The sequence below is a fragment of the Cereibacter ovatus genome (assembly GCF_900207575.1).
Taxonomy (GTDB): domain Bacteria; phylum Pseudomonadota; class Alphaproteobacteria; order Rhodobacterales; family Rhodobacteraceae; genus Cereibacter_A; species Cereibacter_A ovatus.
In genome coordinates, this window is record NZ_OAOQ01000024.1 from 17,155 (window position 1) to 38,462 (window position 21,308).

Genomic DNA, 21,308 nt, shown 5'->3' on the forward strand with positions numbered 1-21,308 from the left:
TCCTGCGCGGTGTCCTGCCCGATCCGGCGCGTCGGTCAGTTTCCGGTGGGGGGCGACACATGCAGTTCCTGCCGGAAGCTGCCGTCGCGGTTGAAGATCAGAATGCGGCTGTCGTCCGTCACCACGGCCAGCCAGTCGGCGGCCTGCGTGAAGGCCGCGGGGCGTGCGCCTTCGGGCAGGGCCAGTTCGGCCGGAAGGCTGGGCGGGGCCTTCAGCGCCGCCGGCATCCGGGTGACAATCACCGCAACCACCGTTATGACGCCCCCGATGGTGGTGAGCGTCAGGATGAAGACGAGCGCCCTGAGAAACCTTAGGCTGGGCGGAAGCTGCCCATCCCGTTCCGGAGCCTGCTGCATGGTCCTTCCTTTCGCCCCTGCGGGCATCCTTCTGGTGACGATCGGGGAAGATCCCCCCGACCGTCTTGATAAGGCGCTTGCGCGCGAGGTGCCAGAGGAAGCCTGCCTGTCACGCTCGCGGCTGATGAAGCTGATCGCCGCGGGTGCGGTCAGTCTGGACGGCCGGCCCGTGACCGACCCCAAGGCCCGCGTGGCCGGGGGGCAGGTCTATCACCTGACGCTGGCCGATGCCGCCGAGGTCGAAACCCTGCCCGAAGACATCCCCCTGCAAGTGGTCTGGGAAGATGCCGACCTGATCGTGATCGACAAGCCGGTGGGGATGGTGGTCCATCCCGCGCCGGGGCAGTGGACGGGCACGCTGGTCAATGCCCTGCTGTTCCATTGCGGCGACAGCCTTGCCGGCGTGGGGGGGGGAAAGCGCCCCGGCATCGTTCACCGCATCGACAAGGACACCTCGGGACTTCTGGTCGCTGCCAAGACCGACCGCGCCCATCAGGGCCTTGCCGCCCAGTTCGAGGCCCATACCGTCGATCGGCGCTATCTGGCGCTGGTCCATGGCGTGCCCGAGGCGTCCGATCCGCGCCTGCGCGGCACCCGCGGCATCAGCTTTGAACCGGGCGGCGTGCTGAAGATCGCGACCCATATCGCGCGCCATCGCACCGACCGGCAGCGGCAGGCGGTCTGTTTCGACAGTGGCCGACATGCCGTCACCCGCGTCCGGGTGCTGGAACGGCTGGGCGAACCGCCTGCCTGCGCGCTGGTGGAATGTCGGCTGGAAACCGGGCGGACCCATCAGATCCGGGTGCATATGGCCCATGCCGGCCACGGTCTGATCGGTGACCAGACCTATGGCGGGCGGCGCAAGCTGTCGCCAAAGGCGGTGGGGGCGGTGGCGGCTGCGGCGGCGGATGGGTTTCCGCGGCAGGCGCTTCATGCGGCCACGCTTGGTTTTCTGCATCCGGTGACCGGCGAGGCGCTGTCCTTCGAAAGCCCGCCGCCCGCCGACATGGCGGCGCTGCTGGATTTGCTGCGGGTGCGGCAGGACTGACGGACGTTGATCGTGATCGCGCGGTGCGGCCATGCCCTTGCTGTCGCGGCGCAGGGGCATGGCCGGGCGTGAGACAAGACCGAGGGTGGATTACATTTGCGTGAAAATCCGCAACAATCGTGGCAGCGCGACGGTTACGACAACATCTCTCGTTAAACTGTCGATGATAGCGCACATCCATGCGCCTTGGACGGCAACAAACGTCCTGCGCCCGGGCGACCGAGGCGAAGGCCAGAGGGGGTCAAGGAATGAGCACCTACACCAATCTTCCCGCTCCGAGTCCCGAACAGGGGCTTAACCGTTACATGCAGGAAATCCGCAAGTTTCCCCTGCTGGAACCGGAAGAGGAATTCATGCTGGCCAAACGTTGGGTCGATCATCAGGACACCTCGGCCGCGCATCGGCTGGTGACCTCGCACCTGCGTCTGGCCGCCAAGATCGCCATGGGCTACCGCGGCTATGGCCTGCCGCAGGCCGAGGTGATCTCGGAGGCGAACGTCGGTCTCATGCAGGCGGTCAAGCGGTTCGATCCCGACAAGGGGTTCCGGCTTGCGACCTATGCGATGTGGTGGATCCGCGCCTCGATCCAGGAATATATCCTGCGATCCTGGAGTCTGGTGAAACTGGGCACCACCTCGGCGCAGAAGAAGCTGTTCTTCAACCTGCGCAAGGCCAAGGCCAAGCTGGGTGCGCTGGAAGAAGGCGACCTGCGTCCCGAGAACGTGGCCCAGATCGCGAAGGATCTGAGCGTGTCGGAATCCGAGGTGATCGACATGAACCGCCGCCTTTCCGGCGCGGATGCCTCGCTTAATGCCACCATCGGATCGGACGGTGACGGCTCGACCCAGTGGCAGGACTGGCTGGAAGACGAAGACAGCGATCAGGCCGCCGACTATGCCGAGCGCAACGAACTTGAGATGCGGCGCGAACTGCTGGCCGAGGCGATGTCGGTGCTGAACGACCGCGAAAAGGACATTCTGGTGCAGCGGCGTCTGTCCGACGATCCGGTGACGCTGGAAGAACTGTCGGATGGCTATGGCGTCAGCCGCGAGCGTATCCGCCAGATCGAGGTTCGCGCCTTCGAAAAGCTTCAGACCAAGATGCGCGATCTTGCCCGCGCACGGGGGATGCTGATGCCGGCCTGATCGGCACCTGGACAGGGCGGGGCCGGTGTCCGATCCGCGCCCCGTGCTGGACAGGAATGCGTCGGACACGACGACAGTCCCCGGCGCGCGGGAAGCCCGAAGCACACGGGCTGTTCATGCCGCACGGCTCACCGACAGCCCCGGGCGCGTGGGCAACTGGGCCTGTCTTGCGACGGAAAGCAACGCGCTCCCGGTCGTGCGAGATTGCATGAACCGCGCGCGGGAAACGGGGCCTGTCTTGCGACGGAAGGGCCGGGGCCCGGCTTCAGGTCAGGGGTCTTCCATTGGCGGCAAAGCGACGGCCCGTGGAACGCATCGAAAGAAATGCGGATTGGGCCTTGGATGACCGTCCGTCCCATGCGGCCAATGCGCGGGCCCGGTGGACTTCACCGGGCCTTCGGTGTTTGCTGGCGCCATGATCAGAACGCCGCCCGTCGCGCTTGCCCCCGCCATCCTTGCAACCCTTGCCATTGTCCTGGCCGCGGCGGTGATCCTGCTTGCGATGGGGCGAGAACCGATCTGCACCTGCGGCCATGTCAAGCTTTGGCATGGCGAGACCATGAGTTCGGAAAATTCGCAGCATCTGGCAGACTGGTATACGCCGTCGCATGTGATCCACGGTCTGCTGTTCTACGCGCTGCTTTGGCCCCTTGCCGGGCGGCTTGGCTTTGGCTGGCGGCTTGCGGTGGCCGCACTGATCGAAGCGGCGTGGGAAGTGGTCGAGAATTCGAACGCCGTGATCGAACGCTATCGCGCCGTGACCATATCGCTGGATTATTACGGTGATTCGGTGGTCAATTCGGTGGCCGACATTGGCGCCATGATCGCGGGTTTCTGGCTGGCACGACGCCTGCCTGTCTGGGTCAGCGTCCTGTTGGCGCTGGGTCTGGAGGTTCTGACGCTGTGGCTGATCCGCGACGGGCTGGCGCTGAACATCCTGATGCTGCTTTGGCCACTGGATGCGATCAGGCTTTGGCAGGCCGGCGGCTGAAGCCGGCCCTGATGCGGCTGATCGCTTTCCGGTTGGATGTCGGTCCTGGCACACAACCGATGCTCGACAACACCACGCAGGTGGCGCAGGCTGTGACCGGCTGAGGGGTCGATCTTCCGGCCCCGGCCGCGTTTCAGTGGAAGGGAGGACCATAGATGAAGACCCCGCGCATGCTGATCCTGCTTGCCTCGGACAAGCTTTGCCGGCTGATCGCCGCCGAAGCGGGTCGGTTCACCGAGATCGCAAGCCACAGTGCCGCCGACTTCCCCGATGTGGATGTTGAATTCACCAGCCCGCCGCCGCGGGGGCAGTCGCCCGCCGGCACCGCATCCTTCACCATCGACCCCCGTCAGTCCGAAGCCGAGCAGGAGCGTGGCCGCTTTGCCGCCCATGTGATCGCGGCGCTGGAAAGCCAGTGGGCCAAGGGCGGGCATGACCGGATCGTGATCGCGGCCGGGCCGAAGATGCTGGGCGTCCTGCGCGACCGGCTGCCGAAGGCGCTGGCCGCGCAGGTCATGGCGGACATGGACAAGGATCTGGTCAAGATCCCCGTCCATGAGATGTCCCCCCATTTCGCCGAGGTGTTCGCACCCTGAAAGGCCGGGCGGTGGGGGGGGCGGTCAGTCCTCCATCGCCTCCAATTCGTCGATGAAGCCCGCGATCATGCTGAGGCCCTTGTCCCAGAAGCTTGGGTCGCTGGCATCCAGCCCGAACGGCGCCAGCAGTTCCTTGTGGTGCTTGGATCCGCCTGCGGAAAGCATTTCGAAATACTTTTCCTGAAAGCCGGGGGTGCCCTCGGCATAGACGGCGTAAAGCGCGTTCACCAGCCCGTCACCGAAGGCATAGGCATAGACGTAGAACGGCGAATGGACGAAATGCGGGATATAGGACCAGAAGGTTTCATATCCGTCCATGAACTCGAACGCGTCGCCAAGGCTTTGGGCCTGAACGCTCATCCACAGGGCGTTGATGTCGTCCGGGGTCAGTTCGCCCTGACGGCGGGCGTCGTGCAGCTTGCATTCGAAATCGTAAAAGGCGATCTGGCGCACGACCGTGTTGATCATGTCCTCGACCTTGCCGGCGAGAAGGGTCTTTTTCTCGGCCGGGGTTTTCGCCGCATCCAGCAGTTTGCGGAAGGTCAGCATCTCGCCGAAGACGCTGGCGGTTTCGGCAAGCGTCAGCGGGGTCGATGACAAAAGCTCGCCCTGACCCGCTGCCAGCACCTGATGGACGCCGTGGCCCAGCTCATGCGCCAGCGTCATCACGTCCCGCGGTTTGCCGAGATAGTTCAGCATCACATAGGGATGGACGGTGGTCACCGTCGGATGGGCAAAGGCGCCGGGCGCCTTGCCGGGTTTCACGCCGGCATCGATCCAGCCCTTGGTGAAAAACGGTTCCGCAATCGTGGCCATCTGCGGCGCGAAGGCGCCATAGGCCGACAGAACGGTGTCTTTTGCTTCATCCCAGCCGACCAGTTTCGGGGTCTCGGTGGGCAGGGGGGCGTTGCGGTCCCAGACCTGAAGCTTGTCCAGCCCCAGCCATTTCGCCTTCAGCCGGTAATAGCGGTGCGACAGTTTCGGATAGGCCGCGACCACGGCATTGCGCAGCGCCTCGACCACCTCGGGTTCGACATGGTTGGCAAGGTGGCGGCCATATTGCGGCGTGGGCATCTTGCGCCAGCGGTCGTGGATTTCCTTTTCCTTGGCCAGCGTGTTGTGGATGCGGGCGAACAGCTTGATGTTCTTGCCAAACATCTCGGCCAGTGCGCGGGCGGCGGTCTCGCGCCGTGCCCGGTCGGGATCGGTCAGCAGGTTCAGAACCTGTTCAAGCGCCATCTCCTCGCCTTCCAGCGTGAAGGTCAGCCCGGCCATCGTCTCGTCGAACAGCCGGTTCCAGGCGGCCGCGCCCACCACGGATTCATCATGCAGGAAGCGTTCAAGCTCGTCCGACAACTGGTGCGGGCGCATGGCGCGCATCCGGTCGAACACCGGCTTGTAGCGGGCAAGGCCCGCGCTTTCGGCCAGCAGGCGGTCCAGATGCGCATCTTCCAGCCGGTTGAATTCCAGGCTGAAGAACACCAGCGAGGTGGTGTAATCGGTCACCTTGTCCTGCGCATCGGCCATGAACTTGGCGCGCTCGCTGTCCATGGTGTTCTGATAATAGCGCAGGCCGGCATAGGACATCAGCCGCCCGGCGGTGATGTCGATCTTTTCATAGGCCTCGACGCAGGCCAGCAGCCCGTCGGCATCCAGCCCGGCCAGCTTGCCTTCGTAGTTTGCCGCAAAATCGGTGCAGGCCGCTTTCAGCCATGCCATGTCCTGGGCGAATTCGGCCGCATCGGGGGCGGGATAAAGATCGCGCAGATCCCATTCGGGCAGGTTGCCCAGCGCCCCGGCGCTGGCGTTGGCATCAAGGACCGGACGGGGCAGGGGCAGGGTCATGGGAACTCCTTACAAGGTTTGGGGCCAAGGTGGCGCGGCGCGGCGGCGACTTCAACCCCGGGGGGGCTGGGTTTCGGCCAGCAGGGCGCGCAGCGTGTCCAGCGTGTCGATTTCCGAGGCGGGTTTGTCCTGCCGCCAACGCAGCATCCGGGGAAAGCGCAGCGCGATGCCGGATTTGTGCCGCGGGCTGGCCTGTATGCCTTCGAATGCCAGTTCGAACACCAGGTCCGGCGGCACACGCCGCACCGGGCCAAAGCGTTCCAGCGTGTTGCGGTGCACCCAGTCGGTGATCTGACGAAATTCGGCGTCGGTCAGGCCAGAGTAGGCCTTGGTGAAGGGAACCAGATCCTCGCCATCCCTGACGGCGAAGGTAAAGTCGGTAAACAGGGTCGCCCTGCGCCCTGCGCCCTGCTGGGCATACAGCATCACCGCATCGATCGTGTAGGGGTCCAGCTTCCATTTCCACCAGTCGCCGCGTTTTCGGCCGACGAAATAGCCCGAGGCGCGGCGCTTCAGCATCACGCCTTCGGCGTTGCGGTCGCGTGCGGTCAGGCGGGCGGCGGCCAGTGCGTCCCAGTCGTCGAACGCCACCAGCGGCGAGGCCGAGATCGGCAGCCCCGCCGGCATTGCTGCCAGCAGCGCCTGAAGCCGGGCACGGCGGTCTGACAGCGGGCGGTCGCGCAGGTCTTCGCCGTCGGCTTCCAGCAGGTCATAGGCCAGAAGATGCGCGGGGGCCTCGGCCAGCAGTTTTTTCGGCAGGCTCAGCCGTCCGATCCGTTTTTGCAGGGCCGCGAAGGGCAGGGGCGCGCTGCCCGACCATGCCACCAGTTCGGCGTCGATCACGCAGCCCGGGGGCAGGAAATCCCGCAAGGGGCCAAGGTCGGGGAAGCGGTCGGTCACCAGTTCCTCGCCGCGCGACCACAGCGCGAAGGCACCGTCGCGGTTGACCAGCTGGCCGCGGATGCCATCCCATTTCCATTCCGCGAGCCACTCGGCCGGGGCGCCCAGCGCCTCGATGCGTTCCAAGGGCGAGGCCAGCGCGAACGGATAGGGTTTCGAGGCGTTGGCGCCGGGATCCTGCGCGCCGGTCAGTGTGTCAAAGTCGATCCGGTCGGGGGTCCAGTCCCCCATCAGCCGGTGGGCAAGGGTCGCCTCGTCCACGCCTGTCGCCTGTGCCAGCGCACGGGTCATCAGGCCCTGACTGACGCCCATGCGAAAGCCGCCGGTGATCAGCTTGTTGAACAGAAAGCGGTCCTGTGGCGCCAGCCGATCCCATGCATCAAGGATCGCCTGCCGGCGCAGATCCATCGGCTGGCCCGTCAGCGCCAGCAGCCTGCGCATCCAGTCGTCCAGCGTGTCGTCGGATGTCCGGCGCGGCGCGGGCAGGATCAGCGCGATGGTTTCGGCCAGATCGCCGACGATGGGGTGACATTCCTCGGCCAGCCAGACCGGCAGGCCCGCGGCCTCGGCCGCCCATGTGCGCAGTTCGGTGGTGTTCACCGCGCGCTTCGGGCGGCGGCCTGACAGAAGGGCGATGGTCCAGACCCGGTCGGGGTCCGGGGCGTCGCGGAAATAGGCGGCAAGGGCCGCGACCTTTTCCGTGGTCCGGGTGGTGCGATCAAGCGCCTCGAACAGCGCCGCAAAGCGTTTCATTCCATCGTCCCGGGCAAGGCAGGGTCGGATTCGGCCTCGGCGTCGGCGGTTTCGCCTTGGTATTCGGTGGCGACGATGCCGGCGTCATAGCCCTGATCTTCCAGCCAGCGGCGGAAGATCGCGGTATAGCCATGGGTGACGAAGACCCGTTCCGCCCCGGTGGCGCGGATTGCGCTATTCAGCCCGTCCCAGTCGGCGTGATCGGACAGCACGAAGCCGCGGCCGTGGCCGCGCCGGCGCCGCACCCCGCGCAGCGCCATCCAGCCCGAGGCGAAAGCCTCGGACGCCGGGCCGAAGCGGGCGGCCCAGGGGGTGCCCAGCGCCGAAGGCGGCGCGATCACCAGTGCGCCGGGGTGGCTTTTCGCATCGATCCCCGCGCCTGCGTGCCGCGTGGGCGGCAGCGTGATGCCTTGGGCGCGCAGGACGGCCGTCGTCGCCTCGACCGCGCCATGGGTCAGGATCGGGCCGATGGCGGGATCGACCGCAGCCATCAGGCGCTGCGCCTTGCCCAGCGCATAGGCGCCCAGGATCGACACCCGCCCCTCGGCGGCATTGCCCGCCCACCATGCGTTCAGATCGGCCGCGATGGCGGCCTGCGGTTGCCAGCGGAACACCGGCAGGCCGAAGGTGCATTCCGAAATGAAGGTGTGACAGGCGACCGGCTCGAACGGTTCGGACAGGGTGTCGGGCTCGGTCTTGTAATCGCCCGAGACCACCCAGACCTCGCCGGCCCCTTCAATCCGGATCTGGGCCGATCCCGGCACATGGCCCGCGGGATGGAAGGACACCGTGACGCCGCCGATCCGCCGCCTTTCGCCATAGGCGATGGTGTCAAGCCGGATCGCGCCCAGCCGGTGGCGGATCACCGGCGCCGCGGCAACAGTTGCCAGATAGGCGCCGTGGCCTGGCCGGGCGTGGTCGGAATGGCCGTGGGTGATCAGCGCCCGATCCACCGGGCGCCACGGGTCGATGAAGAATCCGCCCCGTGGGCAGCAGATTCCGCGGTCGGTGAAGGTCAGAAGAGGCTCGGACGGCATGCGGTGAAGAATAGCGCAGCGCAGACCGCCTGCCAGCAGAACAAATCGCCTAATCTTTGTGCAAATGTGGTGGATCGGGCAGCAAAGCGCCGGTCCTGCCCTTTCCGGCCGCGAATCCGGCTGATTAAAGTCAAGGCAGGACGGCGCGAGATCGGTCGGGGGGCAATTGGCGTGGCGGCAAACGGCTATTTCAACGAGATGTTCGAGAAGGGCCGGGTGCGACCGCCCTACCGTCAGCTGGAAGACTGGACGCGCTCGATGCCGGCCGAGCTGCGCGAGATGAAGCAGGCCGAGGCCGAGGCGCTGTTCCGCCGCATCGGCATCACTTTCGCCGTCTATGGCGAAGGCGGCGACCCCGATCGGCTGATCCCGTTCGACATGTTCCCCCGCGTCTTCACCGCGCGCGAATGGGCGCGGCTGGAACGGGGCATCAAGCAGCGGGCGCGGGCGCTGAACGCCTTTCTGGTCGATGTCTATGGCCGGGGCGAGATCGTGCGCGCGGGTCGCATTCCCGGCCGGCTGGTCTATCGCAACGCGGCCTATGAAAAGGCCGTGGTCGGCTTTGTGCCGCCCAAGGGGGTCTATTCCCATGTGGTGGGCATCGATCTGGTGCGCACCGGGCCGGACGAATTCTTCGTGCTGGAAGACAACTGCCGCACGCCATCGGGCGTGTCCTACATGCTGGAAAACCGCGAAATCATGATGCGGATGTTCCCCGAACTGTTCCGCGAGAACCGGATCGAGCCGGTGGACAGCTATCCCGAAAAGCTGCGCCGCACGCTGGCAAGCGTTGCGCCCGCCAAATGCGAACGCGACCCTACGGTGGTGCTGCTGACGCCGGGGCATTTCAACTCGGCCTATTATGAACATTCGTTCCTTGCCGATCTGATGGGGGTGGAACTGGTCGAGGGCGCGGACCTGTTCGTGGAAGGCGAATATGTCTACATGCGCACCACCGAAGGGCCCAAGCGCGTGGATGTGATCTACCGCCGGATCGACGACGCCTTCATCGATCCCCTGTGCTTCCGGCCCGATTCCATGCTGGGGGTGCCGGGGCTGATGGATGTCTATCGCTCGGGCGGGGTGACGATCTGCTCGGCGCCGGGGGCGGGGGTGGCCGATGACAAGGCCGTCTATACCTACGTTCCCGAAATGATCCGCTTCTATCTGGGCGAAGAGCCGCTTCTGAACAATGTGCCCACCTGGCAATGCGCCAAAGCCGACGATCTGGCCCATGTGCTGGCGCATCTGCCGGATCTGGTGGTGAAGGAGGTGCATGGATCGGGCGGTTACGGGATGCTGGTGGGGCCTAAATCCTCGTCTGAACAGATCGCGGCCTTCCGCGCCCGGATCGAGGCCGATCCCGGCAACTACATCGCCCAGCCGACGCTGGCCCTGTCGACGACGCCGACCTTTGTCAACGAAGGCATCGCGCCGCGCCATGTCGATCTGCGGCCCTATTGTCTGGTCGGGGAGCGGGTGGAACTGGTGCCGGGCGGGCTCACGCGCGTGGCGCTGACGGAAGGCTCGCTGGTGGTGAACTCGTCCCAGGGGGGCGGGGTCAAGGATACATGGGTTCTGGCGGAGTGACCAAGACATGCTGAGCCGGACCGCCGACAACCTTTACTGGATCGCCCGCTACATGGAGCGCGCCGAGACCATGGCCCGCCTGCTGGAAGTGGGGGCGCGCATGTCGCTTTTGCCCTCTGCCCATGGCTATCGGAATGAATGGGACAGTCTGCTGCATGCCTCGGGGACGGCCGGGGGCTATGCGCAGAAATACGGGCAGGCGCATCAGCGCGACATTGAAAGCTATCTGTTCTTCGATCAGGACAACCCGTCGTCGGTGGCCTCCTGTCTGGCCAAGGCGCGCGAGAATGCGCGGATCGTGCGCACCGCGCTGACGGCGCAGGTCTGGGATGCGATCAACACCGCCTTTCAGGAATTGCGGGCGCTGGAAAAGACCCCGCGCGACCGGCTGGATCTGGCGCGGCTGATCGACTGGACGATGAAACAGGCCGCCGTCATCCGCGGATCGATCGACACGACGCAGCTGCGCAACGACGGCTGGGATTTCCTGAACCTCGGCTATTACCTTGAACGGTCGGACAACACCGCCCGGCTGATGGATGTGAAATACTATGTCCTGTTGCCGCGGGTGGAATTCGTGGGCTCGGGGATGGACAATTACCAATGGGCGACGTTGTTGCGGGCCACCTCGGCGCATCGGGCGTTCCACTGGGCCTATGGCGGCGAGGTGACGGCAAGGAAGATTGCCGATTTCCTGATCCTGAACCCGCAGTGTCCACGCTCGCTGACGTCCTGCATCGACGGGGTCTGCACCCATCTGAACCGGCTGGAACGCGCCTATGGCCGCGCCTCGCGCCCGCATGAGGTGGCGGTGCGGATCGCCGCCGAGCTTCAGCGGCTGAGCGTCGATGACATCATCGAGGAAGGCCTGCACGAGTTCCTGAGCCGCTTCATCCTTGAGGCCGCGAACCTGTCCGGCGTGATCTTCGAAACCTACCTGAGCGGAGACCTGCGATGATCCTGACGGTCGATCATGTGACCTGCTATCGCTATGTCCGGCCGGCGCGGGCACTGGTGCAAAGCCACCGGCTGATGCCCTCGAGTTGCGCCGGGCAGCGGGTGGTGGACTGGACGGTGACGGTGTCCGACGGGATCGCGGGCGGGGCGTTCCGCGACGGCGCGGGCGACTGGATTCAGGGCTGGACGGTGCCGGGCCCGGTCAGCGAGGTGACGGTGTCGGTCAAGGGCACGGTCGAAACCTCGGATCAGGCCGGCGTGCTGCGCGGGCATCGCGAACTGACCCCGGCTGAATGCTATCTGCAATCCACCACGGCCACAAAGCCCGATTCGGCACTGGCGGCACTGGCGGGGCAGGGTCAGGCTGTGGCCGAACCGCTTGATCTGGCGCATCTGCTGTCGGATCTGGTGGCGGATGCGATCCAGTATCAGCCGGGCGCGACCACGCCCGCAACCACTGCCGCCGAGGCGCTGGCACTGGGCCGCGGCGTCTGTCAGGACCATGCCCATGTGCTGATCGCGGCGGCGCGTTTGGCGGGGCTGCCGGCGCGCTATGTCTCGGGCTATCTGTTTGCCACGGCGGACGGGCGCGACCACGATGCCGCCCACGCCTGGGCCGAGGTTCATGTGCGCGGTCTGGGCTGGGTGGGCTTCGATCCCGCCAACCGCTGCTGCCCCGATGATCGGTATATCCGGCTGGGATCGGGGCTTGATGCGCAGGATGCGGCGCCGATCCGTGGCATTGCGCGGGGGCCGGGGGGCGAACGGTTGGAAGTGCAGGTTGCGGTGCAGGCGGTGCAGCAATAGGGTCGTTCGACCTGACACGGAACGGAACGATGACTTATTGCGTGGGCCTGCTGCTGAACGACGGGATGGTGCTGCTGTCCGACACCCGCACCAATGCGGGATTTGACAACATTGCCGTCTACAGGAAGATGTTCACCTTCGAGGAACCGGGCGAAAGGGTGATCACCATCCTGACCGCCGGATCGCTGTCGGTGACGCAGACCACCATCGCCCGCCTGAAAGAGGTGCTGCACGATCCCGAGGCGACGGAAGACACCTCGATCATGCTGGCGCCCACGATGCTGAAGGTGGCCGAGATCATCGGCAACATGCTGGCACGGGTGCGGCTGGACATCGACGAGAAGCTGTCGGCGCAAAAGCAAAGCGCCTCGGCCAGCCTGATCGTCGCGGGCCAGCGGCGCGGCGGCGAGATGCGGATGTTCCTGATCTATCCCGAAGGCAACTTCATCGAAGCGACCGAGGACACCCCCTTTCTTCAGATCGGCGAGCATAAATACGGCAAGCCGATTCTTGACCGGGTGGTGAAGCCCGCGACATCGCTGGCCGATGCGCAGAAGGCCGTGCTGTTGTCGATGGATTCGACGCTGCGTTCGAATCTGTCGGTGGGGATGCCGCTGGATCTGGCGGTGATCGAGCGCGATGCCTGCCGTGTCACCGAACGCCGCCGGATCGAGGCGGGGGACGAGAACTTCCGCGCCATGTCTGACGCATGGTCGCGCGCCCTGCGCGAAGGCTTTGGCCAGATCCGGGTCTGACCGCCATCGACGGCCGGTCCCTCTCGGCGGGATCCGACCTTTGACATTGCGTGCAGGCGGGGCGCCCCGGCCCTCTCCTGTGGCGTGCCGCGCGCCCGGTGTCGGCCGCGCCGCTCAGCCGCCCGCATTCGCGCGAAAATGCGCGGCTGCCGCGTTGTGGAACGCGCGGCGAAGCGCCGGGCGTTCCATCATCAGTTCATGTTCGGCGCCCGGGACGATTTGCAGGCTGCCCTGCGGCCAGTCCGTCATGCGGCGTTCGATCTCGTCCAGCGCCACCACCTTTTCGGCCGAACCCACCACGCACAGCGCAGGCACCGCCTCAGGCGCGGGCAGGGGGCGCAGCCGCCGCGTTTCCGCCAGCGCGGCGCGGAACCAGCCAAGGCTGGGCCCGGCAATGCCAAGGTCGGGAACCTCGGCCAGATGGCGCTGCATCCAGCCGAACATCTCCGGGTCCGAGGTCAGCACGTTGCCGTCAAAGGCGGTGGACAGGACATAGCTGCGGGTGCCGGTGCCGGGGACATAGCGGTGGGTCTGGCCCAGAAGCCGGGCCACTTCGGCCAGTCCGCTCGCCACCAGCCGCAACGCCGCCGGCAGCCGGATGTCCCACATCGGCGCGGAAAAGCAGACGGACCGCACCGGCAAGCCGTCATGCAGCGCCCTCAGGGCGATGCAGCCGCCCATGGAATGGGCCAGAAGGTGAAGCGGCTCTGGCAGGCCCCTGTCGCGCAGCAGCGCCAGAAGCGCCGCCACGTCGTGCTGATACTGGGCGAAGTCGTCGACATGGCCCACCAGTCGGTTGGCGGTCGCGCGGTCCGACAGGCCCTGACCGCGCCAGTCAATGGCGACCGAGGCAAAGCCCGCCGCGGCCAGCGCGGCGGCGGTGGGGCCGTATTTCTCGGCGTATTCGGTGCGCCCGGTGAAGAACAGCACCGTGCCGTGCCGCCCCTCGGGCCAAAGGACGGCGCGCAGCCGCACGCCGTCCGAGGTGGTGATCCACTGCGCATGGCCGCCCGGTGGGCCATCTGCCAGCGCGGCGTGGAAGGGCGCGGCGGTCAAGACAGCGCCGCGCCGACCTTCATCGCCATCGGGATCGAGCCCTCGACCCCAAGACGGCCCGACATGAAGGCCGTCGTGGCGTTCAGATCGCCTTCGAGAATCGCTTTGAACACATCGGCCGAGGCGGTCATCGTCACCGCAGCCTCGCCATCGCCTTCGCGCACGCCATCGCCATCCATCATGATCACGCCTTCGTCGCGGATGATGAACTTGGCGCTGCCGTCAAAGTTTGCCACCTTCCGGCTCAGCGCCTCTACCGCCGCGTCGATCACCTTGCTCATTCCAGCCTCGCTTCCGTTCCCGTTTTCTTGACAGCCGGCCTCTGGTGTTCGGCCCGGCCTGCGCTACAGTCCGACTATGAAAGCGCCTCGTCCGTTTCACAATGTTATCGTGGCGGCAATTCTGCCACTGATCCTTGCCTTTGGCCCGGCCGTGGCCGAGGCGCCGGGGTTGGACGACCTTTTCAGCCGCCTTAAAGAGGCCGACGCCGCCGCCGCGGGCCGAATCGAACGCGAGATCTGGATGGAATGGTCAAAGTCGGGCTCGGCCAGTGCCGATCTGCTGCTCGATCGCGGGCGCAAGGCGATGGCGGCCGGCGACACCAAGCTTGCGATCGAACATCTGACGGCGCTGGTCGATCACGCCCCCGATTTTGCCGAAGGCTGGAATGCGCGGGCCACCGCCTATTTCCGCGCCGGCCAGTTCGGTCCGTCGATGGCCGATATCGCCCGGGTGCTGACGCTGAACCCGCGCCATTTCGGCGCGATGGCGGGCCTTGGCGCCATGCTTGAGGCGACCGAGCAGCGCGACCGCGCGCTGGCGGCCTATCGTGCCGCGCTTGCTATACATCCGCATCTCGACGGCGTAGAGCAGGCGGTGGAACGGCTGGAAGCCGAGGCGGCCGGTCAGAAGCTTTAAGGCAATCCCATGCGTGCGACCGCAAGGGTGACGGCGGTCCTCGGGCCGACCAACACCGGCAAGACCCACTATGCGATCGAGCGGATGCTCGGCCACCGGACCGGCGTGATCGGCCTGCCGCTGCGCCTGCTTGCGCGCGAGGTCTATGACCGGATCGTGTCGCAGCGCGGCCCGTCGGTGGTGGCGCTGGTCACCGGCGAGGAACGCATCGTCCCCGACCGCACGCAATACTGGGTCTGCACCGTCGAGGCGATGCCGCAAGAGATCGGCGCCGATTTCGTCGCGGTGGACGAGATCCAGCTGTGCGGCGATCCCGAACGCGGCCATGTCTTTACCGACCGCCTGCTGCGCGCACGCGGGCTGGTCGAGACGATGTTTCTGGGGTCCGACGTGATGCGGGGCGCGATCGCCGCGCTGGTGCCGAACGTGACCTTCCTGCGGCGAGAGCGATTCTCGACCCTGACCTATACCGGATCGAAGAAGATCAGCCGGATGCCGCCGCGCGCGGCCATCGTCGGCTTCTCGGTCGACAGTGTCTATGCCATCGCCGAACTGATCCGGCGCCAGAAGGGCGGCTGTGCGGTGGTGATGGGGGCGCTGTCGCCGCGCACGCGCAACGCGCAGGTGGCGCTTTATCAGAATGGCGATGTGGATTATCTGGTGGCGACCGATGCCATCGGCATGGGGCTGAACCTTGACATCCATCATGTGGCCTTTTCCTCGACGGTGAAATTCGACGGCCGGCGGATGCGGCATCTGTTCCCGCACGAACTGGGCCAGATCGCCGGCCGCGCCGGCCGCCATGTCGAGCCGGGAACCTTCGGCGTCACCGGCGAGGCGCATCCCCTGGACGAAGGCGTGGTGGATGCGATCGAAAACCACCGTTTTGCCCCGATTCAGCGCCTGCAATGGCGCAACGAGCGGCTGGAATTCGGCACGGTCGAACGGCTTGTGGCCTCGCTGGAAGAACCCACCACCAACGAATGGCTGATGCGCACCCGCGAGGCCGACGACCTGCACGCACTGAAGGCGCTGTCCGAGATGCCGGATCTGCGCGACCGGCTGCGCACGCCGCAGGCGGTGAAGCTGCTGTGGGATGTCTGCCGGATTCCCGATTTCCGCAGCATCTCGGCCGCCGAACACACGACCCTGCTTGCCCGGATTTTCGGCTTTCTGTGCGACGGGCGGGTGCCGAATGACTGGCTTTCGCGCGCCATTGCCCGGATCGACCGCCCGGCCGGCGATATCGACACATTGTCGAAACGGCTCGCCTATATTCGGACATGGACCTATGTGGCGCAGAGACGCGGCTGGGTCGAGGATGAAAGCCATTGGCGCGACGAGACGCGCGCTGTAGAAGACCGCCTGTCGGATGCGCTTCATGCCGCTCTGACGCAGAGATTTGTCGACCGGCGCACTTCTGTGCTCATGCGGCGGTTGAAACAGAAGGAGAGCCTTGTGGCCGAGGTCAACGACAAGGGTGAAGTGACGGTGGAAGGCGAATTCGTCGGCCGTCTCGAAGGGTTCCGTTTCCGGCAGGATGCGTCGAACTCGCCCGACGAGGCGCGCACGCTGCGGCAGGCGGCCGTTCAGGCGCTGCGGCCGGAATTCCACCTGCGGGCGGATCGGTTCTACAATTCGCCCGATACCGAGATGGATTTCACCGAGCAGGGCGGCCTCATGTGGGGCGAGCAGGCGGTGGGCAAGCTGGTCGCCGGACCCGAGCCGATGCGCCCGCAGGTCGAGCCCTTCGTCGATGAGGATGCCGGCCCCGAAGTGGCCGAGAAGGTCCGGCGCCGGTTGCAGCATTTCATCGACCGCAAGGTGTCGGCCCTGTTCGAGCCGCTTCTGGCGATGGGCCGCGACGAGACGCTGACAGGTCTGGCCCGCGGCTTTGCCTTCCGGCTGGTGGAAAATCTGGGCGTCATCCCGCGCGACATGGTGGCCGAGGATGTGAAGGCGCTGGATCAGGAAGCGCGCTCGGCCTTGCGCAAGCATGGCGTGCGCTTCGGGCAGTTCACCATCTTCCTGCCCTTGCTGTTGAAACCCGCCCCGACGCGGCTGCGTCTGGTGCTGTGGTCGCTGTCGAACGGCTTGCAGGAATTCCCCGAAAGCCCGCCGCCCGGTCTTGTCACCATCCCGCATATCGCGGAGGTGCCGAAGATGCATTACACGCTGGCGGGCTATCATCCGGCCGGGCAGCGTGCGATCCGCATCGACATGCTGGAACGTCTGGCCGATCTGTTGCGTGCCAAGGACAGCCGCGCGGGCTTTGAGGCCACGCCTGACATGCTGTCGATCACCGGCATGACGCTGGAACAGTTCGCGGGTCTGATGCAGGGGCTGGGCTACCGCGCCGACGCGGGTGAGCGTCCGAAGCAAAAGCCCGTCGCTGCGGTGCCGGCGCCCGAGGCCCCCGAAGCGGTGGTGGTCGACCCGTCCGAGGCCGCCCCGTTCGACGCCGAGGCCCCCGCCGAAAGCGAAGCCCCGGCCGAACCCGCCGAGATGGAGCATTTCTACACCTTCACCTGGGCGCCGCGTCGTCCCGATCGCGGTCCGCGTCGGAATGATCGTCCGCAGGGCGAGGCGCGTGGCCGCGGCGACCGCGGTCCGCGGTCCGCACCGGCGCAGGCCGATGCCCCGGCCGAAGGAGGCGAGGCGCGTCCGCCTCGTGGCGATCGTCCCGACCGTGGGGCCGAGCGTCACGGCAAGCCCAAGGGCAAGGGCGGCAAGCCCGACCGCAAGGGCGGGCCGGATCGCAATCAGCCCAAGTCGTTCGAATCGCGCCCGCCGCGCAACGACAAGATCGATCCGGACAATCCGTTCGCCGTGCTTGCGGCGCTGCGCGACCGGACCTGACCGGATTGGCCGGACCCGCGTCAACCGGGATGCGGCTTGACAAATGGCTGGTTCAGGCGCGCTTCTGCAAGACGCGCGCCTTGGCCGTGGCACTGATTGAAGCGGGCCGGGTCCGCTTGAATGGTCAGCATGTCGCCAAGCCCGCGCAAGCGGTGGCGCCGGGCGACACGCTGACCTTTCCGCAGGGCGCACGCATCCGGGTGATCCGGGTCGTCGCGCTTGGCACCCGGCGCGGCCCCGCCTGCGAAGCGGCGCTGCTTTATGACGATCTCGACGCACCCCCTGCGGCCGCTTCGCCGCTTGAATGATCCGCTCTGCTGCATTAACAGACCCCGAAAAGACAAGATAGCAAGGTTCCTCTGATGACCTATGTGGTGACCGACAACTGCATCGCCTGCAAATATACCGACTGCGTGGAAGTCTGCCCGGTGGACTGCTTCTATGAGGGCGAGAACATGCTGGTCATCCACCCGGACGAGTGCATCGACTGCGGTGTGTGCGAGCCCGAGTGCCCCGCCGACGCGATCCGTCCGGACACCGAACCGGATATGGAAAGCTGGGTTGAACTGAACCGCAAATACGCCGAAATCTGGCCGGTCATCGTCACCAAGAAGGACGCGCTGCCCGACGCGGCTGCCCTTGATGGCCAGCCCGGCAAGCTTGCCACCCACTTCTCGGAAGCGCCGGGCGAGGGCGGTTAAGGCGCGGCGCATCGCCGCAGGCGCGGCTCTGCCCGCCTGTTGCGCAAATTGATAACGCTTTCGTGGAACCGAAGGCGTCTGCCCCGGTTGGAATCAGTTGCTTTTTGTGATACAAGGTTTTCACAAACAAGCACGGAAGCCTGATACACCACATCAGATCTGCTCGTCTGAGGTGGAATTTCCAGCGACATGTCATCGTATCGCCCGGACCTGAAAGCTCCGGGCGTTGGGGTGTGTGAACGCTGGAACGAAAGCTGCCGCATCGAGGAAGCGACTGGATGACCAAGACCAAGAAGCCCGAGTTTCGTCCCAACGAATTCGTTGTCTACCCGGCGCATGGCGTCGGCCGGATCATCTCGATCGAGGAGCAGGAGATTGCCGGGATTCATCTCGAGCTGTTCGTGATCTCGTTCGAGAAGGACAAGATGACGCTTCGCGTGCCGACCCACAAGGCGACCGAGGTCGGGATGCGCTCGCTGTCGACGCCGGATATCGTGACCAAGGCGCTTGATACGCTGAAGGGCAAGGCCCGCGTGAAGCGCGCGATGTGGTCGCGCCGGGCGCAGGAATATGAGCAGAAGATCAACTCGGGCGATCTGATGTCGATCGCCGAGGTCGTGCGCGACCTGCACCGCACCGACGATCAGCGCGAACAGTCCTATTCCGAACGTCAGCTTTACGAAGCCGCGCTGGAACGCCTGACCCGCGAAGTAGCGGCCGTGTCGGGTGTCGACGAGGCCGGCGCGCAAAAGGCGGTGGATGCGGTTCTTGTATCGCGCGCGGCCTGATTTTCGGATCTTCGGCTGGTAGACCAGAAACCGCGGCCTTGGCCGCGGTTTTTTCATGCCGGGGTCAGCCGATCAGGGCAGCGGCCGCGACCAGCGCCGCAGCCTCTGACAGTTGCTGCGATGCGCCCAGAATATCACCGGTCTGCCCGCCGATCTTGGCCCGCGCAACCAGCCCCAGCGCCAGCGCCGCAGCCCCCGCCGCGCCCGCCATCGCCAGCCCCGGCCCGCCCGCCACCGCCAGCGCGACGCCAAGGCCCACCCCCGCCGCGGTCAGCGCCTGCCTGAGATCCGGCCGGCCCAGCGATTGCGACAGGCCCGCCCCGCGGGCATTGGGCAACCAGGCCATCAGCACCACCATCGGCACCCGCGACAGCACCGCCACCGCCAGCGGAAGCGCCCATCCGCCCGCTTCCAGCACGGCGGCAAGCGCCGTCCAGCGCAGCAGCGTCACCAGCACCAGCGCCGCGACGCCATAGCTGCCGCTGCGGCTGTCCTTCATGATCTCCAGCCGGCGTTCCCGCGTCCAGCCGCCCCACAGGCCGTCGGCGGTGTCGGCCAAGCCGTCTTCGTGCATCGCCCCGGTTGCCAGTGCCTGCCCCCCCAACGCCAGGGCGGCGGCGATCCCCGCGGGCAACCCCAGCGCCTGGGCCGTTCCTGCGACCAGCGCGGCCAGACCGCCCACGGCGATGCCTGCCAGCGGCCAGGCCCAGGCGGCCCCCGCGCCCCGGTCGGGCAGGGCGCGCCCCGGCAGGGGCAGCCGCGTCAGCAGCGCCAGCGCCAGTTGCACGTCTGCCAGTCTTTGCGACAGCCTTTCTTTCAACGTCCCGCTCCGTGCCACTGGTCTCTTGCGTCGGTTCCCGATACCGAAGCCGCGTCACCTGAGCAACCGGAAGGACCACAGATGCAGGCCCCGTTCACCTCGCTTGACGGTTTTCGCGCCGTCTTCAACGCTCTGCCGCAGCGCGATGCCAGCGCGGTTCAGACTGCCATCGCCCGCAACGAACAGCTGACCAAGCCCAAGGGCTCGTTGGGCCAGCTTGAGGATCTGGGCTTCTGGTATGCCGGCTGGCGCGGCGACGGGCGGCCGTCGCTGGAACGGCCGCAGGTGGTGATCTTTGCCGGCAACCATGGCATCGCCGCGCGGGGGGTGTCGGCTTTTCCGCCCGAGGTGACGGTGCAGATGGTGGCGAACTTCCGCGCCGGCGGTGCCGCGATCAATCAGCTTTCGCGCGTGGCGGGGGCCGCGATGTCGGTGGTGGAACTTGACCTGGACCGTCCGACAGCCGATTTCACCAAAGCCCCGGCCATGACCGAGGCCGAACTGGTTGCGGCCCTTGCCGCCGGCTGGGAAGCGGTGGACGATGACGCCGACCTTCTGGTGGTGGGCGAAATGGGCATCGGCAACACCACCGCGGCGGCGGCGGTGGCGGCGGGGCTGTTCGGCGGCAGTGCGGCCGATTGGACCGGCTGCGGCACCGGAGTGGTCGGCGATGCGCTGGCGGGCAAGACCCGCGTCGTGGCCGAGGGGCTGGCGCTGCATGCCGAGCATCTGGCCGACCCGGTCGAGGTTCTGCGCCGGCTTGGCGGGCGCGAACTCGCGGCGATGGCGGGGGCGATCCTGCGCGCGCGTGCGGGCCGGATTCCGGTGATCCTTGACGGCTTCATCTGCACCGCCTCGGCCGCTGTTCTGGCGCGGATCGCGCCCCATGCGCTGGATCATGCCGTGGCGGGCCATGTCAGCGCCGAGGGCGCGCATCGCGCGCTGCTGGACCGGCTGGGGAAAGAGCCGCTGCTGAATCTGGGGCTGCGGCTGGGCGAGGCGACGGGCGCGGTGCTGGCCATCGGCGTCTTGCGCGGCGCTCTCGCCTGCCTGTCGGGCATGGCGACCTTTGCCGAGGCGGGCGTCTCGAAGGGCTGAGGGGCCCAAGGTCTGACCGTAGCTTATTCCGGACTCCGGGACATGTCGGCCGAGGACAGGTAGGTTCTCGGCCGTGGTCAAAGGCTGACGGCTTTCCATGGCAACGTCTACCGATCCTTGAACTTTCCCCACCACGGCCTGCCGTGGTGGCGTCAGGGCCGGTAGAGAATGCGCCTCGGATCGGATGCGATCTTCGGTGGTGATCGGCGTTCAGGAAGGCCCCCGGAAGCGGACGGGATATCGGCCGTTTCGGACGGCGCAGACGTCCCGCAGCGATTTCTCTGGTCA

At 66.5% G+C, this 21,308-nt stretch carries 21 protein-coding genes; 14 read left to right on the forward strand and 7 right to left on the reverse strand.

Features of this window, described 5'->3' with window-relative positions:
• Window positions 1–35: 35 nt before the first annotated feature.
• The gene (locus CRO07_RS16520) at window positions 36–356 is read right to left on the reverse strand and encodes a DUF6476 family protein (protein WP_097031757.1); all 321 of its coding nucleotides are present in this window, start codon (window positions 354–356) and stop codon (window positions 36–38) included.
• Between CRO07_RS16520 and CRO07_RS16525 the strand changes: the two genes are divergently transcribed.
• The 4 genes from CRO07_RS16525 (at window position 355) to CRO07_RS16540 (ending at window position 4,136) form a co-directional block, all read left to right on the forward strand.
• A complete protein-coding gene (locus CRO07_RS16525) occupies window positions 355–1,404 on the forward strand; it encodes an RluA family pseudouridine synthase (protein WP_097031758.1) in 1,050 nt (349 codons plus the stop codon). The genes CRO07_RS16520 and CRO07_RS16525 overlap by 2 nt on opposite strands.
• A 248-nt stretch (window positions 1,405–1,652) precedes the next feature.
• Window positions 1,653–2,549 (forward strand): RNA polymerase sigma factor RpoH, encoded by an 897-nt coding sequence (gene rpoH, locus CRO07_RS16530; RefSeq protein ID WP_097031759.1) that lies wholly within the window; start codon window positions 1,653–1,655, stop codon window positions 2,547–2,549.
• 415 nt (window positions 2,550–2,964) lie between these two features.
• Entirely contained in the window at window positions 2,965–3,540 is a 576-nt protein-coding gene (locus CRO07_RS16535; protein ID WP_097031782.1) for a DUF2585 domain-containing protein, read from the forward strand.
• Window positions 3,541–3,695: 155 nt separating this feature from the next.
• A complete protein-coding gene (locus CRO07_RS16540) occupies window positions 3,696–4,136 on the forward strand; it encodes a host attachment protein (protein WP_097031760.1) in 441 nt (146 codons plus the stop codon).
• Between the two features lie 24 nt (window positions 4,137–4,160).
• Here CRO07_RS16540 and CRO07_RS16545 read toward each other — a convergent pair whose 3' ends face one another.
• From CRO07_RS16545 to CRO07_RS16555, 3 genes are read right to left on the reverse strand one after another with little or no spacing between them, the layout of a single operon-like run.
• Window positions 4,161–5,981 (reverse strand): M3 family oligoendopeptidase, encoded by a 1,821-nt coding sequence (locus CRO07_RS16545; RefSeq protein ID WP_097031761.1) that lies wholly within the window; start codon window positions 5,979–5,981, stop codon window positions 4,161–4,163.
• Window positions 5,982–6,032: 51 nt separating this feature from the next.
• On the reverse strand, window positions 6,033–7,634 hold the full coding sequence (locus CRO07_RS16550; protein ID WP_097031762.1) for an ATP-dependent DNA ligase: 1,602 nt from the start codon (window positions 7,632–7,634) through the stop codon (window positions 6,033–6,035).
• The gene (locus CRO07_RS16555; protein WP_097031763.1) at window positions 7,631–8,671 is read right to left on the reverse strand and encodes a ligase-associated DNA damage response exonuclease; all 1,041 of its coding nucleotides are present in this window, start codon (window positions 8,669–8,671) and stop codon (window positions 7,631–7,633) included. Before CRO07_RS16555 ends, CRO07_RS16550 begins: the two co-directional genes overlap by 4 nt.
• 198 nt (window positions 8,672–8,869) lie before the next feature.
• Between CRO07_RS16555 and CRO07_RS16560 the strand changes: the two genes are divergently transcribed.
• From CRO07_RS16560 to CRO07_RS16575, 4 genes are read left to right on the forward strand one after another with little or no spacing between them, the layout of a single operon-like run.
• Window positions 8,870–10,261 carry a circularly permuted type 2 ATP-grasp protein gene (locus tag CRO07_RS16560; protein ID WP_097031783.1) on the forward strand — a complete coding sequence of 464 codons (1,392 nt, stop codon included), beginning with the start codon at window positions 8,870–8,872 and terminating at the stop codon, window positions 10,259–10,261.
• A 7-nt stretch (window positions 10,262–10,268) separates the two neighbouring features.
• Window positions 10,269–11,219 carry an alpha-E domain-containing protein gene (locus CRO07_RS16565; protein ID WP_097031764.1) on the forward strand — a complete coding sequence of 317 codons (951 nt, stop codon included), beginning with the start codon at window positions 10,269–10,271 and terminating at the stop codon, window positions 11,217–11,219.
• The gene (locus CRO07_RS16570) at window positions 11,216–12,025 is read left to right on the forward strand and encodes a transglutaminase family protein (protein ID WP_097031765.1); all 810 of its coding nucleotides are present in this window, start codon (window positions 11,216–11,218) and stop codon (window positions 12,023–12,025) included. The genes CRO07_RS16565 and CRO07_RS16570 overlap by 4 nt, the downstream gene beginning before the upstream one ends.
• A gap of 29 nt (window positions 12,026–12,054) precedes the next feature.
• Complete coding sequence (locus tag CRO07_RS16575; protein WP_097031766.1) at window positions 12,055–12,780, forward strand: proteasome-type protease; 726 nt, start codon at window positions 12,055–12,057, stop codon at window positions 12,778–12,780.
• Window positions 12,781–12,894: 114 nt separating this feature from the next.
• On the opposite strand, the gene CRO07_RS16580 is transcribed toward CRO07_RS16575, so the two are convergent.
• Together CRO07_RS16580 and CRO07_RS16585 are read right to left on the reverse strand one after the other, a co-directional pair.
• Complete coding sequence (locus CRO07_RS16580) at window positions 12,895–13,836, reverse strand: alpha/beta hydrolase (protein WP_097031767.1); 942 nt, start codon at window positions 13,834–13,836, stop codon at window positions 12,895–12,897.
• A complete protein-coding gene (locus CRO07_RS16585; RefSeq protein ID WP_097031768.1) occupies window positions 13,833–14,117 on the reverse strand; it encodes an SCP2 sterol-binding domain-containing protein in 285 nt (94 codons plus the stop codon). Before CRO07_RS16585 ends, CRO07_RS16580 begins: the two co-directional genes overlap by 4 nt.
• A gap of 109 nt (window positions 14,118–14,226) precedes the next feature.
• Here CRO07_RS16585 and CRO07_RS16590 point away from each other — a divergent pair, with 109 nt between their 5' ends.
• The 5 genes from CRO07_RS16590 (at window position 14,227) to CRO07_RS16610 (ending at window position 19,102) form a co-directional block, all read left to right on the forward strand.
• Window positions 14,227–14,754 carry a tetratricopeptide repeat protein gene (locus tag CRO07_RS16590; protein WP_407919642.1) on the forward strand — a complete coding sequence of 176 codons (528 nt, stop codon included), beginning with the start codon at window positions 14,227–14,229 and terminating at the stop codon, window positions 14,752–14,754.
• Between the two features lie 9 nt (window positions 14,755–14,763).
• Window positions 14,764–17,613, forward strand: coding sequence for a helicase-related protein (locus CRO07_RS16595; protein ID WP_097031770.1), 2,850 nt, complete (start codon window positions 14,764–14,766; stop codon window positions 17,611–17,613).
• 29 nt (window positions 17,614–17,642) lie between these two features.
• Window positions 17,643–17,921: an RNA-binding S4 domain-containing protein gene (locus CRO07_RS16600; protein WP_097031771.1), complete on the forward strand. Its 279-nt coding sequence runs from the start codon at window positions 17,643–17,645 to the stop codon at window positions 17,919–17,921.
• Between the two features lie 54 nt (window positions 17,922–17,975).
• Window positions 17,976–18,314 (forward strand): ferredoxin FdxA, encoded by a 339-nt coding sequence (gene fdxA / locus CRO07_RS16605; protein ID WP_096785256.1) that lies wholly within the window; start codon window positions 17,976–17,978, stop codon window positions 18,312–18,314.
• A gap of 278 nt (window positions 18,315–18,592) precedes the next feature.
• Entirely contained in the window at window positions 18,593–19,102 is a 510-nt protein-coding gene (locus CRO07_RS16610) for a CarD family transcriptional regulator (protein ID WP_097031772.1), read from the forward strand.
• Window positions 19,103–19,166: 64 nt separating this feature from the next.
• Here the strand turns inward: CRO07_RS16610 and cobS are convergent, their stop codons facing one another.
• Entirely contained in the window at window positions 19,167–19,922 is a 756-nt protein-coding gene (gene cobS / locus CRO07_RS16615; protein ID WP_097031773.1) for an adenosylcobinamide-GDP ribazoletransferase, read from the reverse strand.
• Window positions 19,923–20,003: 81 nt separating this feature from the next.
• Here cobS and cobT point away from each other — a divergent pair, with 81 nt between their 5' ends.
• Complete coding sequence (gene cobT / locus CRO07_RS16620; protein ID WP_097031774.1) at window positions 20,004–21,020, forward strand: nicotinate-nucleotide--dimethylbenzimidazole phosphoribosyltransferase; 1,017 nt, start codon at window positions 20,004–20,006, stop codon at window positions 21,018–21,020.
• Window positions 21,021–21,308: the final 288 nt, after the last annotated feature.